16 protein-coding genes and 1 tRNA gene are annotated in these 15,646 nt (G+C 39.0%); 12 read left to right on the top strand and 5 right to left on the bottom strand.

Going from position 1 to position 15,646, the window contains the following annotated elements; all coding sequences use genetic code 11:
• Positions 1 to 32: 32 nt before the first annotated feature.
• The 12 genes from ABVM50_RS05665 to mobB all read left to right on the top strand — a co-directional run bounded on the left by ABVM50_RS05665 (position 33) and on the right by mobB (position 11,149).
• Positions 33 to 1,205 carry an efflux RND transporter periplasmic adaptor subunit gene (locus ABVM50_RS05665; protein WP_405200688.1) on the top strand — a complete coding sequence of 391 codons (1,173 nt, stop codon included), beginning with the start codon at positions 33 to 35 and terminating at the stop codon, positions 1,203 to 1,205.
• Positions 1,202 to 4,435, top strand: coding sequence for an efflux RND transporter permease subunit (locus ABVM50_RS05670; protein WP_405200346.1), 3,234 nt, complete (start codon positions 1,202 to 1,204; stop codon positions 4,433 to 4,435). The genes ABVM50_RS05665 and ABVM50_RS05670 overlap by 4 nt, the downstream gene beginning before the upstream one ends.
• 33 nt (positions 4,436 to 4,468) lie before the next feature.
• The gene (locus ABVM50_RS05675; RefSeq protein WP_405200348.1) at positions 4,469 to 5,803 is read left to right on the top strand and encodes a TolC family protein; all 1,335 of its coding nucleotides are present in this window, start codon (positions 4,469 to 4,471) and stop codon (positions 5,801 to 5,803) included.
• 2 nt (positions 5,804 to 5,805) lie between these two features.
• The gene (locus ABVM50_RS05680) at positions 5,806 to 5,988 is read left to right on the top strand and encodes a CPXCG motif-containing cysteine-rich protein (protein WP_405200349.1); all 183 of its coding nucleotides are present in this window, start codon (positions 5,806 to 5,808) and stop codon (positions 5,986 to 5,988) included.
• A gap of 68 nt (positions 5,989 to 6,056) precedes the next feature.
• On the top strand, positions 6,057 to 6,410 hold the full coding sequence (locus ABVM50_RS05685; protein WP_405200350.1) for an STAS/SEC14 domain-containing protein: 354 nt from the start codon (positions 6,057 to 6,059) through the stop codon (positions 6,408 to 6,410).
• Positions 6,411 to 6,467: 57 nt separating this feature from the next.
• Positions 6,468 to 6,540: transfer RNA gene (locus ABVM50_RS05690), tRNA-Met, on the top strand.
• 370 nt (positions 6,541 to 6,910) lie between these two features.
• Complete coding sequence (locus tag ABVM50_RS05695; RefSeq protein ID WP_405200351.1) at positions 6,911 to 7,747, top strand: DUF932 domain-containing protein; 837 nt, start codon at positions 6,911 to 6,913, stop codon at positions 7,745 to 7,747.
• 371 nt (positions 7,748 to 8,118) lie between these two features.
• Entirely contained in the window at positions 8,119 to 8,397 is a 279-nt protein-coding gene (locus ABVM50_RS05700) for a hypothetical protein (RefSeq protein ID WP_405200352.1), read from the top strand.
• An 11-nt stretch (positions 8,398 to 8,408) separates the two neighbouring features.
• A complete protein-coding gene (locus tag ABVM50_RS05705) occupies positions 8,409 to 8,759 on the top strand; it encodes a single-stranded DNA-binding protein (protein ID WP_026914619.1) in 351 nt (116 codons plus the stop codon).
• 74 nt (positions 8,760 to 8,833) lie between these two features.
• Positions 8,834 to 9,283: a RadC family protein gene (locus tag ABVM50_RS05710; protein WP_405200353.1), complete on the top strand. Its 450-nt coding sequence runs from the start codon at positions 8,834 to 8,836 to the stop codon at positions 9,281 to 9,283.
• A gap of 442 nt (positions 9,284 to 9,725) precedes the next feature.
• Complete coding sequence (locus ABVM50_RS05715) at positions 9,726 to 10,106, top strand: BfmA/BtgA family mobilization protein (RefSeq protein ID WP_309562710.1); 381 nt, start codon at positions 9,726 to 9,728, stop codon at positions 10,104 to 10,106.
• An 11-nt stretch (positions 10,107 to 10,117) separates the two neighbouring features.
• A complete protein-coding gene (mobB, locus tag ABVM50_RS05720; protein WP_405200354.1) occupies positions 10,118 to 11,149 on the top strand; it encodes a MobB family relaxase in 1,032 nt (343 codons plus the stop codon).
• 62 nt (positions 11,150 to 11,211) lie between these two features.
• Here the strand turns inward: mobB and ABVM50_RS05725 are convergent, their stop codons facing one another.
• The 5 genes from ABVM50_RS05725 to ABVM50_RS05745 all read right to left on the bottom strand — a co-directional run bounded on the left by ABVM50_RS05725 (position 11,212) and on the right by ABVM50_RS05745 (position 15,643).
• Positions 11,212 to 13,182 carry a heavy metal translocating P-type ATPase gene (locus ABVM50_RS05725; protein WP_405200355.1) on the bottom strand — a complete coding sequence of 657 codons (1,971 nt, stop codon included), beginning with the start codon at positions 13,180 to 13,182 and terminating at the stop codon, positions 11,212 to 11,214.
• The gene (locus ABVM50_RS05730; protein ID WP_309562713.1) at positions 13,182 to 13,553 is read right to left on the bottom strand and encodes a DUF3703 domain-containing protein; all 372 of its coding nucleotides are present in this window, start codon (positions 13,551 to 13,553) and stop codon (positions 13,182 to 13,184) included. The genes ABVM50_RS05725 and ABVM50_RS05730 overlap by 1 nt, the downstream gene beginning before the upstream one ends.
• A 10-nt stretch (positions 13,554 to 13,563) precedes the next feature.
• Complete coding sequence (locus ABVM50_RS05735; protein ID WP_309562714.1) at positions 13,564 to 13,920, bottom strand: STAS/SEC14 domain-containing protein; 357 nt, start codon at positions 13,918 to 13,920, stop codon at positions 13,564 to 13,566.
• 63 nt (positions 13,921 to 13,983) lie between these two features.
• Positions 13,984 to 14,400, bottom strand: coding sequence for a transcriptional repressor (locus ABVM50_RS05740; protein ID WP_309562715.1), 417 nt, complete (start codon positions 14,398 to 14,400; stop codon positions 13,984 to 13,986).
• Between the two features lie 43 nt (positions 14,401 to 14,443).
• Complete coding sequence (locus ABVM50_RS05745) at positions 14,444 to 15,643, bottom strand: efflux RND transporter periplasmic adaptor subunit (protein ID WP_405200356.1); 1,200 nt, start codon at positions 15,641 to 15,643, stop codon at positions 14,444 to 14,446.
• Positions 15,644 to 15,646: the final 3 nt, after the last annotated feature.

The raw sequence follows: 15,646 nt of genomic DNA on the forward strand, positions 1-15,646 counted from the left end.
CTATCGGGACTAAATTGAGTCCAACGACTACCATGGATAAACGCAAGATCATACTTTCTCTACTGGGCGTTGTGCTCATAGTAGGTGCCATATTTGGGGCAAAGGCTATCATAGACAGCAAAGAACAGCCTAAACCAAACATTCAGAAGACCGTAAAAACAGTATTTGTAGATACGGTTCAAAATTCGTCTATAGCTATAAAGATACCCGCGAACGGAAACCTGGTTGCGAAAGATCGGGTAGAACTCTACGCAGAAGTTCAGGGTGTATTCCGCTACAGTTCTCAGGATTTTAAAACAGGACAGGCATACAAAAGAGGGCAGACGCTTTTGAAGATCGATGCGGCAGAATACGAAGCAAGTGTACAATCAGCTAAAAGTGAACTTTACAACCAGATCACGGCGATCATGCCTGATCTTAGACTGGATTACCCGGAGATCTTTCCGAAGTGGCAGGAGTATTTAAATAATCTTGATGTAAACAGCTCTATCCCGCCATTGCCAGAACCAGCTAATGATAAAGAGCGTTATTTTATCAGCGGTCGTGGAATTAATTCCGCATATTTCAATATTAAAAATCTTGAGCAGCGACTGGTAAAATACAGGATCACTGCCCCATTTAACGGAGTTCTAACCGAAGCACTGGTTACCGAGGGAACTTTGATTCGAAACGGACAGAAACTAGGGGAATTCATAGATCCCGAGGTTTATGAACTTCAGGTTTCAATAGGAAAACAGTACGCAGATCTTTTACAGGTTGATGAGAAAGTAAGTCTTACCGATAATAGTGGTAACAGAACTTACGAAGGCAAAGTAAGCCGAATTAATGCAAGGATAGATCAGGCTACACAAACTGTAAATGTCTTTATTGAAGTTGCTGCCGAAGGTTTGAAAGAAGGCATGTACATGCAGGCTAACCTGGATGCAAGAAATGAGGAAAATGCGATCGAAATTGATCGAAGCCTGGTAAACGACCGGAATGAAATTTTTACTGTTCGTGATTCTGTATTGAAAACTATGGAAGTGAAGCCGGTATACTTTTCAGATCGTAAAGTGGTGATTAAAGGCGTGCCAGATGGTGAAGTAATTATAACCAGACAGGTATCCGGAGCATACAATGGGATGCCTGTGAAAATTGCTGAAGAAAATAATACAGCAGATACTGCAGCTGGTTCTGATACAAATTCTGAAAGCAAGGTACAATGAGAGGTATCATAAGTTACTTTATAAAGTACCACGTTGCGGTGAATGTAATGATCATCGCATTTGTAATATTTGGAGTTGTAGGAATGCTGCGAATGCAATCTTCCTTTTTCCCATTGATCGAATCTGAGATCATAACCATCAATGTTACCTATCCCGGAGCAGCGCCTGAAGAAATTGAGGAAGGAATAGTTCTTAAAATTGAGGATAACCTGAAAGGCCTGGTTGGAGTAGACCGGGTAACTTCAGTTTCAAGAGAGAATGGTGGGAGTATCACAGTGGAAATAGATTCAGACGAAGATATTGATGTGATGCTTTCCGAAGTGAAGAACGCAGTGGATAGAGTTCCCAATTTTCCATCGGGGATGGAGCCATTGGTGGTCGCGAAACAGGAAAATATCCGTGAAACTTTTGACTTTTTTGTAAGCGGTGAGGGAGTGGACCTCGCAACTTTAAAGCAAATAGGAAGGCAGATCGAATATGATCTAAGAGCAATGGACGGTCTTTCTCAAATTGAACTGTCCGGATTTCCTGAAGAAGAAATTGAAATAGCAGTTGATGAAAATGACCTGCTTGCATTCAATATTACTTTTACTGAAGTAGCCCAGGCGGTTGCTCAGGCTAATATACTTACTACGGGTGGTAGTATTAAAACACAGGAAGAAGATTTCCTGATTCGTGCAGATAACCGTTCCTACTACGGAAAGGAATTGAACAAGCTGGTGGTAAAGTCACAAGCTGATGGGACTACGGTTACCCTGGAAGACGTGGCAACTATTCGCGACAGGTTTTCAGAAACTCCGAATGCATCTTATATCAATGGACAGATCGCGGTAAGCGTCAACATATCTACTACTAACAATGAGGATCTTATTTCTGCTGCAGAAAAGGTTCGTAATTATGTAGAAGAATTTAATGAGAAAAACGATACGCTAAAGATCATCGTGGAAGATGACCGTAGTATCACACTAAATCAAAGAACGCAACTGCTAATTGAGAATGGAGCGGTTGGTATTATTTTAGTGCTTCTTTTTCTCTCATTTTTTCTGAATACCAGGCTGGCATTTTGGGTAGCTTTCGGACTTCCTATTTCCTTTCTTGGAATGTTCATTTTCGCCGCGGGATTTGGAGTAACTATCAACGTTCTCTCGTTATTCGGGATGATCATCGTGATCGGGATCCTGGTAGATGATGGGATCGTTATTTCTGAAAATATCTACCAGCATTACGAAAGAGGTAAAAAGCCGGTGCAGGCGGCCATTGATGGAACAATGGAAGTGTTACCACCGATTCTTTCTGCAATTATTACCACAATTCTTGCCTTTTCCACATTCCTGTTTTTAGATAGCCGGATTGGAGAATTCTTTGGCGAAGTTAGTACGGTAGTTATTTTGACCCTGGTTGTTTCTTTGGTGGAAGCATTGATCATACTACCGGCGCATATTGCCCATTCGAAGGCTTTAGTTCGTGAAACTGAAGAAGAACAGAAAAAGAAGAAAGGGCTTTCAAGGTTGTTTCTGAAACTAAGGATCATCAATAAATATGGGGATCAATTGATGGCCTATCTTAGGGATAAGCTATACGAACCTGTTATACGCGCTACAGTCGCACACAGGTTTTTAAGTCTTTCTATCCTGATCACACTATTTATCTTAACTGTAGGTTCTGTCATGGGTGGCGTGGTGAACGTTACTTTATTTCCAAGCATCGCCAGCGACCGGGTAAGTATAGATCTATTGATGCCGGAAGGAACGAATCCTAAGAAGACAGATAGTATTATTTCCATGGTCGAGGATGCAGCATGGAGAGTGAACGAAGATTTTACTGAACGCCAGACAGGAAATAAGTCGGTCGTTAAAAATATTGTTCGAAGAGTTGGACCGGGTAATAACAAGGCTTCATTACGAGTGAATTTATTACCAGGAGAAGAACGTGATTTTGGTTCGCCTGAAATTACCAATGCAATTCGAGATGAAGTAGGACAGGTTTACGGAGTGGAGCGTTTAACCTTTGGTAGCGGTGGAAACTTTGGTGGAAAACCGGTTTCTGTATCCCTTTTAGGAAATAATCTGGAGGAACTTGAGCGTGCAAAGGAAGAACTTAAAGAGGCGATGGAAGAGAATTCCACGCTTAAGGATGTAACAGATACAGATCCTGATGGGATCAAGGAAATCACGATAGATCTTAATGAGAATGCCTATGCTTTAGGGTTGAATCTTAGGGAGGTTATGAGCCAGGTGCGTGCAGGATTCTTTGGATTACAGGCACAAAGATTTCAGCGTGGGCAGGATGAAATAAGAGTCTGGGTTCGTTACGATCGCGAGAATCGAGAATCGATCAATGATCTTGATGATATGCGGATTGTAACTCCAGAGGGAAACCGTGTGCCATTTGGTGAAATTGCTACTTATGAAATTAGACGTGGTACAGAATCCATCAGTCACCTTGAAGGACTTAGAGAAATTAGAGTAGAGGCAGACATGGATGATCCAGATGCCAGTTCTACCGATGCTATTGCTAATATTGGTGAGAATGTACTTCCGGATATATTGTCAAAATATCCTAGTGTATCTGTTTCCTATGAGGGGCAGAATCGCGAAGCAGAAAAACTGACTAAATCTGCGGAAAAAGTTTTTCCTATCATTCTATTTCTAATCTATGCGGTGATCGCATTTACTTTCAGAAGTTATAGTCAGCCATTGTTGCTAATGATCATGATTCCATTTAGTATTATTGGAGTAGCCTGGGGACATTACATTCATGGTTTCCCTGTGAATATTCTTTCCTTACTTGGGATTATTGCACTGGTGGGAATTATGGTAAATGATGGACTTGTGCTTATTGGGAAGTTCAATTCCTATTTGCGGGAAGGCATGCGCTTCGAGAAAGCACTTATTGAAGCCGGGAAGTCGCGATTTAGAGCTATTTTCCTTACATCTCTAACTACCATTGCGGGTATTGCACCTTTACTTCTAGAAAAAAGCAGACAGGCACAATTCTTAAAACCTATGGCAATTTCTATCGCCTACGGAATTTTTGTAGCAACCTTCTTAACTTTACTGGTGTTGCCATTGTTGCTTTCTATTACCAATTCAGGTAAAGCAAGAGCAAAATGGTTAAAAACCGGGAATAAGGTGAGTCGGGAATCTGTGGAAAGAGCGATCAAGGAGAAAAATGACGAAGATGAGCGACAGAGCGAGATCGATGAGGCGAATAAGAATCAGAATTACTAGAAGATAATTGAACTTCAGAATAAATAATTTCGAATGAGATTAAGAAATTTTATCCTTAGCATTTTAATCGCGCTTTTCTGTAGTGTTAGTGGTGTTGCGCAGGATAGCCTGCTCACTAAGCAGGAAGTTATTTCCAGAGCTTTGGATGAGAACTTTGGAATAAGAATCGCCGAGAATAATGTCGAAATTGCCGATAATAATCAGAATATTCTGAACTCCGGCTATTTACCGACACTTACAGGACTCGCCGGAGCGAATTACGATCTGAATGATCGTGTTACCGAACCTGAGAATGGTGAAACGGTAGACCAACGCGGGATCGAAAGTAACCGTTATAATGCATCCATCAATTTAGGTTACACCTTGTTTGATGGCCTGGGACGTTTGTATAATTATAAAAGTCTTCAGGAGCAATATGATCTCTCTCAGCTGGAAGCCCGGGAAACTATAGAAAATACTATTCTTCAGATCATGAGTGTGTATTATGAGGTTGCCAGACTTTCAGAAAACATCAACGTTCTGGAGGAGACTTTGGAAATTTCCCAAAATCGTGTAACCCGTGCTCAATACCAATTTGAATATGGGCAGGCAAACAACCTAGTGGTTTTAAATGCTAGGGTAGACGTGAACAACGATAGTATTTCTTTAATCGAGACTGAACAATTACTCAAGAATACCAAGCGGGATCTAAATGTACTTCTGAATAGAGAAATTACTGCGAACGAATTTTCCGTAGATACTACAGTGACTTTTATCAGTGACCTTGAGCTGGATAGTTTTATTACTGAAGCTGAAATCAATAATGTTTCATTGCTGCAAATCGAGCGAAGTCTGGAAATTAGTGACTACGATATCAAGATCAATAAGAGCGGTTATTTGCCTTCTATAGACCTTACTGGATCATACGGCTGGAATTTGAACCGAAGTGCTGCAACGGCCTTCTTTCCGGGTAGTACGACAACTACAGATGGACTTGCTGCTGGAGTTAGTTTACGCTGGGATTTGTTTGATGGAGGTTTTAGAAATATTCAGGTTAGAAACTCTAAAATAAGATATCAGAATCAGGAAATTCAGAAAGAACAATTGATCAGTCAGGTTCAACGGGATATAGCTAATTCCCTCGGAAATTATCGAAATAGGCTGTTTATTCTGAAGGTGCAGGAAGAGAACGTTGAAACGAACCTGAACAACTTTAATCGATCTGAAGAGCAATATAAACTCGGAAGGATATCTTCTATAGAATTCAGGCAGGCACAGATCAATCTGTTAGATGCCAGAACCAGTCTTAACCTTGCCAAGTATGATGCGAAACTGGCAGAATTGCAGGTTTTACAGTTAACGGGGCAATTGCTAAATGTAAATCTCTAGCCATGTACGAACATTTCTTTCAATGTCCTTACTGCTGGGAAGAAGTCTCTGTACTTCTGGATCCATCTGTGCGAAAACAAACTTATATCGAGGATTGCGAGACTTGTTGCAACCCTATAGAATTCCAGGTAGAATTTGAATCGAACGAACTGCAGATGTTCGAAGCTCAGCCAATAGAGCAATAAAACCTCTTCGCTTAACAAACCCGAAGTCTTTTTAAACTATCTTAGTAGCTAACCCTACACCATCAACCATGTTAGCAACTTTCGATCTTCCAGGTCATGTGATCGGAATTATTATCAATTCAGATCTTACAGATGAGGTTCTAGACGACGTAATTCTAGAGATCAAAGCTCGTTTTGAACAATACGATAAGGTCAATGTTTATTTAGAGCTTGAAAAAGGTCATGAAATTAGTTTTAATGCACTTCTAAAAGGAATAAAATTTAAATATTCTAACGCAGATCTTTTTGGCAAAATAGCTATCGTGACAGATAGTTCGTGGTTCCAAAATGCTGTGAATGTGAGTGATATATTTCTGAATGTAGAGGTGAGGACTTATGATGTCAAAGATAGGCTGGATGGTCTCCAATGGATTTCAATATAATTTTTTAAAAAAGTTTGGTTAGAAACTAAAAAACGTCTTATATTTGCCGTCCAATAGCGCGGGATAGAGCAGTAGGTAGCTCGTCGGGCTCATAACCCGAAGGTCACTGGTTCGAGTCCAGTTCCCGCTACTAGTAAAATCAAGCCTTCACAGAAATGTGAGGGCTTTTTTTATGTCTTGGGTACAACATAGGTACAACATTCGGCTGTTTTACTCACATCATTCTTATTGATGTTAAATCTTATTATTTACACATAAATACTATTATATCACTATGCGAATAATAGATTTTAGGTAATCACAACCCTACTTCTTCGAATGGGGAGATTATTATTATACAATAATACCGCAATTTAAACTCGTAAAATACTTCCATCAAGAGACTACGGCATAAAGCCATCACATCTTCCTACGCTTAATTATTCCGTTTCCTTTTGAGCTGAGATTTTAGCTTCCGTTTGGGTTATGCTCAAATATTGTTTAATCTAAATTCAAAAGCTATGTATTTACAAAATTTGCAACAGGATGAAATCTTTGTTCCATCAGGAATGAAATCCTTAAAAAGTCTGACCCAGATGGAATCCCGACGAGGGCTTGAAAATGCCATTATATCAAACGGCAAAATCGTCAATGTGGTATCGAATAGCTACGGACATATTCCGAATCAACTATTCTTCGAAAAAGCTGATGAAATGCTGACTGAGGCAAAACTGAACTTTCATAAACGCACAATCAATAAAAACGACAGATCGTTTATTACTGACTTTATTATCGATGACAAAAGCCAGTTTACAGTCAAGAATGATAAGGATTTGATACTACCGATGCTTCGTTTTAAAAACTCTTATGATGGAAGTGAGAAGACCTCTGGCCACTTCGGGTTTTATAGAGAGGTGTGTTCAAATGGTCTGCGCGTTTCACAAGTGGAAATTGAGTTTTCCATTAAGCACAGTAAGAACAATACTCACCTAATTATGCCGAGGCTAAACAATCTGTTCGATAAATTTCTGACTAATGAATTCTATACCATTATCAAGAATTTCGACAAGATGAAGGAATTTAAAATCATCGATATACAGGAATTTGTGAAGGCGATTCTCCACAGAACAAAATTGTTTAGATACGAATGTAGCGACAAGAATAGCGACCCATCAAAAAAGTCTCGTGAAGTCATCGAAATCTTAAACTACGAAGCATTGGTGCTCAATGAAGAACCAAATCTTTGGTTGGGCTACAATGCATTCAATTCAGTACTACACAACGTCCTAAAGAAAAGCTTTGGCCAACAAGATCGGTTGGATAAAAAGCTGTTTGATGAAGTCTATGCTATGGCCTAAAATAAATAAAGGTTTATCCAGTACCTCAAACTGGATGGCTAAGTATATGAAAGACGGTTACACCCAAATCCACTCAGCACATTCCCCTGCAATTCGCGAAAAGCTTCATAACGGGCAAAGAGCTTCACTAGAAAGGTCTTGGACACAATCCCCAATTTCAGCTTTCCATTCCGTTAACCCTTCCCGCCATGCTGGGAAGGAACACTACATTCCCGAGCCTAAATCGTGAATTAAGTCCGCTAAATAGGAATTCCATTTATTCATTTGATGCTACTTCCTATGTTTTAATATTTCACAAACGCCTTTAGAATTACTCCCGCACCCTCACTGTCATTCCCTTTTTTTAATAGCAAAATACCAACATTCGGAAGTTGAACGCACTGCATAAGCCAGTCGTACCTCCTTTTTATAAGTCCTTATCAATTCCAAATATTGAAAATGTATCAGCAACAAAAAAAGGTAACAGCGAGGGCGCTATAGGAAGTAAATCTAAAATGAATCTTATGAAATCTTTCAAAAACATTCAAAAGGAAGTCGCACCAAAAAAAACAAAAAAGGAAAACGCTCCAGATATAATAAGTAAATCATTTAAGAAAAATAATAAAGCAAACTATCTGAAAGGTTCAGGTGGCATAATTAGCAATCTTTAAATCTTTTAATCATGAGTACTTTAAAAAATCACGTACAGTTAATTGGAAATGTCGGACAGGATCCACAAATCACGAACCTCGAAAGCGGTAAAAAAGTTGCCCGTTTTTCACTCGCCACTAATGAGTTTTATAAAAATGAAAAAGGCGAAAAAATACAGAATACAGAATGGCACACTATCGTGGCCTGGGGAAAAACTGCAGAAATTATTGAAAAATATGCCGGAAAGGGTAAAGAGATTGGAGTAGCTGGAAAACTTAAATCCCGTAGCTATGAGGATAAAGATGGAGTAAAACGGTATGTAACCGAAGTAGAAGCCAACGAAATTCTTTTACTAGGTGTAAAAAATGGCGATAGCCAGTAATAATAAAATAAGAGGGCGGGTACTTGTTCACGGTAACGCCCTCTTTTAATTATCAACCCTTTAAAAAGTCAATAATGAAAACTAAAGTTAATGAAATCTCAATAAAATATCAGGGAAATTTTAAAATCTCTCAGGCTCCTAAAATTACTTCGTCGTTAAGTGCATCCGAACTATTATTTAGTGAGTGGAATAAAGACCAGATAGGACTCCAAGAATGCTTTAAAGTTATGCTTCTTAATAATGCCAATAAGGTAAAAGGAATCTATGAAGTTTCTATGGGTGGAATTACCGGCACATTAGTAGATTTAAGAATTCTTTTTGCGGTAGTTCTAAAGAGTTTGACTACCTGTGTTATTTTAGCGCATAATCATCCCAGCGGAACTTTAAAACCCAGTGAAGCAGATAAAAGGCTTACGGAGAAAATTAAAAATGCTGCTGTGTTATTTGATATCAAAGTCCTTGATCATTTAATTATTACTCCAGACGGTAATTACTTCTCTTTTGCAGATGAAGGACTGTTATAACAGAACCTCCTTATAAATCCTAAAAAGATCTGATTTTTCAGGTCTTTTTTATGGAATCTATTTTTCACTGAAATTCCAAAAAATTGTATCTTTAAAAAGCTGAACTTCAGCAAATATAATTTTATAGCTATCCAATTTTTGACTTTCGCTGATAGCTGTATCCATCGATAATTTACAATTTGGAATTATTCGAATTCCGAAAAAAGCAATTTGTGTATAAGCAAATTGTATGAAATTTTGTCCGCTGTGCGGACGAAAATGGAATAGCAAGAGGGTAACACGCTGCGCGATGTTACGGATTCTATTTACATTTTAATAACCTGATTATTAGCTGTTTACAATCAGTCGATATTTCAAAGTTTCTACAATTTGCGTCAAACAGCTTGAAATAGCCAGTAAACAGGGATGGATTTACGTCAAATCTTTAAAAAAGCGAAAGAAAATGGATTCATTCATTACAATTAGGTTTAAACGGAAAACTGCCAAACGTTTTCAAGAATTTTCGAAAGCACACTTCAAGTCACATACTGAAGCAATGTCAACTATTCTCGATTTTTTCTTCTATAACGAAATTTCGCCAAAAGAAAAATTAGGTCCAACGGGACGAACAATTGAAGCAAAACTTTTAAAAAGAATTAATGCAGTTATCGCCATAATGCGAGACGTGGAAAAGACACAAACGAAACCCACGGTAGCGATGATTCAATCCCTTTTTGAAACAGAAGAACCTATAAAAAAATCGCTGATTGTAGAAAAGAAATATGCCGAAGAAAAAAAGGAAGTACGCTTTCGCGAAAAGCAAAACCCAAGTAACCAACTTTAATTTTTTGAACTATGTACATCACAATAACACCTCAAAAGTTGGGTACTAATTATTCACAAAGTTCAGCTGATTTTGTGGGCTATTTAGAGAAAGAAAACGAGGGTCTAGAACAGCAAGATATGGAACACTTTTTCAATCAATATGGCGTTGAAATTTCCGCTGAAGAAGTGGTAAAAGAAATCGATGGAAACACCGCAAAATTGAAAAAGAAAGAACCCAAGTTTTATTCGATTACGGTCAGTCCCTCAAAGTGCGAATTGCGAAAACTTCAGAACAATAGCCAAGATTTAAAAACCTACACGCGTGAGCTTATGAAGGATTATGTTGCCAGCTTCAATCGAGAAATTCACGGACGACCCATAACCATAGATGACATAAAATATTTCGCTAAAATTGAACATCAACGAACCTTTAAAGGAACAGATTTTCAGATTAAAGAGAATCAACCTTACGCTTCAAAAATTCTTCAGCTAAAAACTGAAATCCGAAATGTTCAAGAAGGAAGAGCTGAGGGGAATATTAAAAAGATGAAAAAAGAAATTGCCAATCTGGAACGCCAAGCACCGCATCAGCAAAACGGAAAACGGATTGTCCAGGGAATGCGAAAAGATGGAAACCAAAGTCACATCCATATCATCGTTAGCCGAAAGGATGCTTCAAATTCTGTTAGTCTTTCTCCCGGAAGCAAACACAAAGCTTCGGAAGTTGAAATGCACGGTAAAAAGGTAAAGCGCGGTTTTGATAGAGATACCTTTTTCGCGAAAGCGGAAAAAACGTTTGACAAGACTTTTGACTATAAACGCAACTTTGCAGAAACCTATAAAGCCAGGAAGGATTTTGTTAAGAATCCTAATCTATACTTCGCCGCGTTGATGAAGTTGCCAGCCAATGAAAAAGCATTGGCTTTCAAAATGATCACAAAAACGGGATTACCCATAGTGCCAAGTATTCCAGTTAGTCAAGCACAAATTGCACTTCGGGTTTTCAAGCATTTAAGACGTGGCGTAGAAGTGGCCATTAAATCAAGTTCAATAGGGATCTAATTAATATGGAGATAGACAATCTTATATCGATATTTTCAATTATTGGTTTATCCAGTATCCCTCTAAGAATCCTTCCACTTCATTTTCTGCAATCTAACGGCATTAAGAATAGCGAGTAAAGCAACGCCTACATCAGCAAAAACAGCTTCCCACATTGTTGCTAATCCACAAGCACCAAGAATTAGAACTATTACTTTTACACCGAAGGCCAAACCAATATTTTGCCATACGATATTTCGAGTTGAACGACCAATTTGAATCGCTCTTGCAATCTTACTCGGTTGGTCTGTCTGTATGATAACATCAGCAGTTTCAATAGCAACATCGCTTCCTAAACCACCCATCGCAATACCTACACCACTTGCGGCCAAAACTGGTGCATCATTGATGCCATCACCAATAAATGCTACTTTTGTATCAGGTTGTTTCTTCAGTTCTTCAACTTCGTTTAGCTTGTCTTCAGGTAACAGACCACCTTTTGCCCAATCGATATTTAACTCTTTTGCAACTTGTTGCGTAATAGAGTCCTTGTCGCCTGATAGCATTATAATCTTAGAAATTCCTGCATCCCTAATTTGTTTGATGGCTTGGTGCGCATCATCCTTTAGTTCATCTGCAATGGTTACGTAACCTGCAAATTTCTCATCAATGGACACCATAACAATTGATTCTACAATACCATCCGTTTCCGAAGGAACTTTTATGTTGTTTGAAGTCATCAAAGCTTTGTTGCCTACCAACACCGTCTTCCCATTAACTGTTCCCTTCAACCCCTTTCCGGCAACCTCTGAAACATTAGTCGCTTCAAACTCCGAACCGTCTGCTTTGTATTCGAGAATCGCTTTTGCAATAGGATGGGTAGATTGTTCTTCCATAGCCATCAGGTATTTCATAAACTCAGCTTCCTCAAATGTGATGGAATTGATTTCTTTGATTTTGAAAACCCCTTTGGTAACCGTTCCGGTTTTGTCCATTACGACCGTGTTCACTTTGGTCATTGCATCGAGAAAAGATGCACCTTTGAATAGAATACCGTTTCGGGATGCCGCACCCAATCCGCCAAAATAGCCCAAAGGAATAGAAATAACCAGCGCACACGGACACGAAATCACAAGGAATATCAATGCTCTATATAGCCAATCCCTAAACACATAATCATCTACAAAAAAGTAAGGCAATAATGTCAGGCCGATTGCCAAGAATACAACGATTGGTGTATAAATCCGCGCAAATTTTCTAATGAACAATTCGGTCTTTGATTTTCTGGCAGTTGCATTCTGAACCATATCCAGAATTCGTGCAATGGAACTGTCCTTAAATTCCTTGGTAGTCTCGATTTCGATTACGCCATCGAGGTTGATGCTTCCAGCAAAGACAGTATCGCCTTTAGCGATAGTATCAGGTTTGCTTTCGCCTGTCAAGGCAGCAGTATTAAAAGAGCCCTTTTCAGAAATTAAAATGCCATCAAGCGGAACTTTTTCGCCAACACGTACCTGAATCTTTTCGCCAATCTCAAGGGTCTCGGGATTTACGGAAACAAAATCGTTCTCGCGATAAACCAAAGCTTCATTTGGTCTTACATCCAGTAAAGCTTTAATGTTTCTTTTGGCTCGGTTGACCGCTGCATTTTGAAATAGTTCGCCCACAGCATAAAATAGCATTACGGCCACGCCTTCGGGATATTCGCCAATGGCAAATGCCCCTAAAGTGGCAATCGACATTAAGAAAAATTCTGTGAAAAAATCGCCATTTTTAATACTATTCCAACCTTCCCTTATAACAGGAAAACCAACGGGTATATAGGCAACGGTGTACCAAACCACTCTGACCCAGCCTTCAAAAAAAGGAAAGGTGTCAAAGTAATCAACCGCAATTCCGATAATAAGCATTAGAAAGCTGAAAATTGCGGGCAGGTAAGTCCTAAAATTGGAAATATCTTCGGGACTACTATGGTTATGGCCATCGTCGTGACTGTGCTCGCCTTGGTGTTCTTTTGGTTCTAAGTCACGTAAGTTTACTTTTTTCTTTTTCATTATGTTGGTTTGTATTGGTTTAAAATGATACTTAAATCTTGTGGAAGTTCCATCTTTTTTAGTGGTAGAACATTGGAACCCCCTGTATTTCCAGTTGGTATATGGTCGATAAACGATTTCCACCCACCCACAACTAAGCGAACAAGTTGACCTAAAACTTCTTTCACATTCTTTTGTCTGAATCCAAATTTGAGCATTAGCCAATTGGAATATGTATGCTCAAAAGGATAGGATTGACCAATTATGTGTGAGCGCTCAAGATGATTCCAAGCTTGAGACAAATTTCCTTTGAGTAATGACAAACGGTAAAACCGTAGTTCATTTTCATAATGTTCCTTTAAGCCATTTGGCATTACGGTATTGAATTTCATTTGTACAGATTTAAGAGGTAATCCAAGTTTTTGCCAGTTCCTTATCTTCTAAATCGAAATATTTCACTTCTGAGCTTGTGAAGAAGTCAGTTGCTTTTGCAGACCATTCCTGCCACTTCTTTTCGCCTACAAAAGCCATTTTTCTATAGTCTGAAATATGTGCGCTGTCCACTTTAATATCTTCCCAAAATCCCTTGAGTGTATAACCCTCAAGGTCTTCCATTTCAAAATAGAAATCTACTTTATTCCCTTTTTTAATAATATTATGAATTAGTGGATGTATTTTTTCAACATCATTTTTTAAAATCTTTCCGCTGATTTTCGCAGAAATTAAATTATCCTTTCCTGTATTTATTATCTGTATCATAGGTTTTTACATTTAAAAATTCGCACAAAATATACTGGAAATATTGGTGCAACGGAAGTGCATTTATTGTCCGCTACACTTCTCGCAAATTCCTTTAATGACCAAATTGGCATCCTCAGCTATATATCCATCGGGCAAGTTGATATGCGGAATTTTTTGTTCCGTTAAACAAACCGTTTCGTCACAGTTATTACAGTGAAAATGCAAGTGCAGATCTTGTTCAAGTTCACAGTTGCAACCCGGTTCACACAATGCATATTTTGAAATGTTGGAACCATCGTCTATCTGGTGTACGATACCTTTTTCCTCAAAAGTTTTTAGGGTACGATACAGAGTAGTCCTGTCCGCTTTCGCGAAAGCATTCTCAATATCTGTCAATCCTACGGCAACCTCTTTTTCGGCCATATACTTATAAATCAATATGCGCATTGCCGTAGGGCGAACCCCATTGTCATCTAATCTTTTTTCTATTTCTTTCATTGTTAATATTATTCTTGATGTTCTTTACTGTGGGTTTTTATTATTAATGACTATGTTCTGATTCGCCCTTTTTCATTTCTGCCATAAGGTAGTAGGCATTATTAAAGGCATATTGTGTATCAGGCTCTTGTTCCTTTAAAAAATCTATGGCAATCCACTCGCCATCGTGAGTGCCTTTTGTGACTTCTACGGGCGTAAACTTCCAATCCTCGCCTTCCTTTTTTGCTGTAAACACAAATGACTTTTCGCCATCGGCTGCAATGGCGCTTTCAGGTATTGCCGTGGTCATTGTATTGTCAGTTTGAATCCGCCCTTGGATGTACATTCCTGGTATTAGATTGCCTTGCTTGTTCTCGATTTCTGCGTGTACGTGCAATGCTTTGGGATTTTCCTCAAAAGTTTTTCCCACAGAATAAATTTCTGCGGTCAGTTCTTGGCCCTGATTGGATTGTACATTGAACGTAACCATCTGCCCTTTTTTGACTTTATACACATCCTTTTCAAAGACCATCAAATCTGCGTGAACGTGGTGGGTGTCCACGACTTCCATAAGGTCGGTTTGCGGTTCTACGTACTGACCTGTTTTTACCTCTACTTTTTGAACGTATCCTTCTATGGGGCTACGCAAGGCCACACGCTGATAAATAGTTCCCTTTCTAACGCCAGAAGCGCTAACATTTAGTTGTTGCAGCTGCGCTTCCAGACCGTTGGCCATACTTCGGGATGCCTCATATTGAGCTTCTGCTTTTTGAAAATTAGCACCGCTGCCTACACCAGCGTCATATAAAGTCTTTTGTCTTTCAAATTCCTTCTTAAGATATTGGTTATTGCTATACGCATTCAGATAATCCGTCTGTTTTTGAATGATATTAGGATGGGATAAATAAGCGACCGTTTGCCCTTTGTTGACCTTATCGCCCTCAATAACCTCGATGGAAACCACATTTCCACCTATGACCGAAGTGATAGTCGCTTCATTCTGAGGTGGAACTTCCAGTTGGCCATTTGCTTCCACATAACCGCTCATATTTCGCATATGTAGGGTGTCGATTTTCATTTGTAATGCATCGAACTGTTTGGCCGTAAGCATCACTTCTTCAGCTTCGCCCTCTGTGTGTACTTCTTCCATTTCGGAATTTCCCTCATCGTTTTCGGCAGTCTCAGATTTAGAGTCGCCGCAAGCTGTTAGACCTAAGAGCATCATAAATAATCCGATAACTGTATATTTAGATAGATTTTTCATTTC

The sequence above is a fragment of the Christiangramia sp. LLG6405-1 genome, assembly GCF_045055805.1.
Classification (GTDB): domain Bacteria; phylum Bacteroidota; class Bacteroidia; order Flavobacteriales; family Flavobacteriaceae; genus Christiangramia.

Bases quoted from the DNA above. Each gene is read 5' to 3' on its own strand.
- ABVM50_RS05665 (WP_405200688.1), top strand. From the start codon at position 33: ATGGATAAACGCAAGATCATACTTTCTCTACTGGGCGTTGTGCTCATA.
- ABVM50_RS05710 (WP_405200353.1), top strand. From the start codon at position 8,834: ATGAAAACTAAAGTTAATGAAATCTCAATAAAATATCAGGGAAATTTT.
- ABVM50_RS05715 (WP_309562710.1), top strand. From the start codon at position 9,726: ATGGATTCATTCATTACAATTAGGTTTAAACGGAAAACTGCCAAACGT.
- ABVM50_RS05705 (WP_026914619.1), top strand. From the start codon at position 8,409: ATGAGTACTTTAAAAAATCACGTACAGTTAATTGGAAATGTCGGACAG.
- ABVM50_RS05695 (WP_405200351.1), top strand. From the start codon at position 6,911: ATGTATTTACAAAATTTGCAACAGGATGAAATCTTTGTTCCATCAGGA.
- ABVM50_RS05740 (WP_309562715.1), bottom strand. From the start codon at position 14,400: ATGAAAGAAATAGAAAAAAGATTAGATGACAATGGGGTTCGCCCTACG.
- ABVM50_RS05725 (WP_405200355.1), bottom strand. From the start codon at position 13,182: ATGAAAAAGAAAAAAGTAAACTTACGTGACTTAGAACCAAAAGAACAC.
- ABVM50_RS05735 (WP_309562714.1), bottom strand. From the start codon at position 13,920: ATGATACAGATAATAAATACAGGAAAGGATAATTTAATTTCTGCGAAA.
- ABVM50_RS05685 (WP_405200350.1), top strand. From the start codon at position 6,057: ATGTTAGCAACTTTCGATCTTCCAGGTCATGTGATCGGAATTATTATC.
- ABVM50_RS05670 (WP_405200346.1), top strand. From the start codon at position 1,202: ATGAGAGGTATCATAAGTTACTTTATAAAGTACCACGTTGCGGTGAAT.
- ABVM50_RS05675 (WP_405200348.1), top strand. From the start codon at position 4,469: ATGAGATTAAGAAATTTTATCCTTAGCATTTTAATCGCGCTTTTCTGT.
- ABVM50_RS05680 (WP_405200349.1), top strand. From the start codon at position 5,806: ATGTACGAACATTTCTTTCAATGTCCTTACTGCTGGGAAGAAGTCTCT.
- ABVM50_RS05745 (WP_405200356.1), bottom strand. From the start codon at position 15,643: ATGAAAAATCTATCTAAATATACAGTTATCGGATTATTTATGATGCTC.
- mobB (WP_405200354.1), top strand. From the start codon at position 10,118: ATGTACATCACAATAACACCTCAAAAGTTGGGTACTAATTATTCACAA.
- ABVM50_RS05730 (WP_309562713.1), bottom strand. From the start codon at position 13,553: ATGAAATTCAATACCGTAATGCCAAATGGCTTAAAGGAACATTATGAA.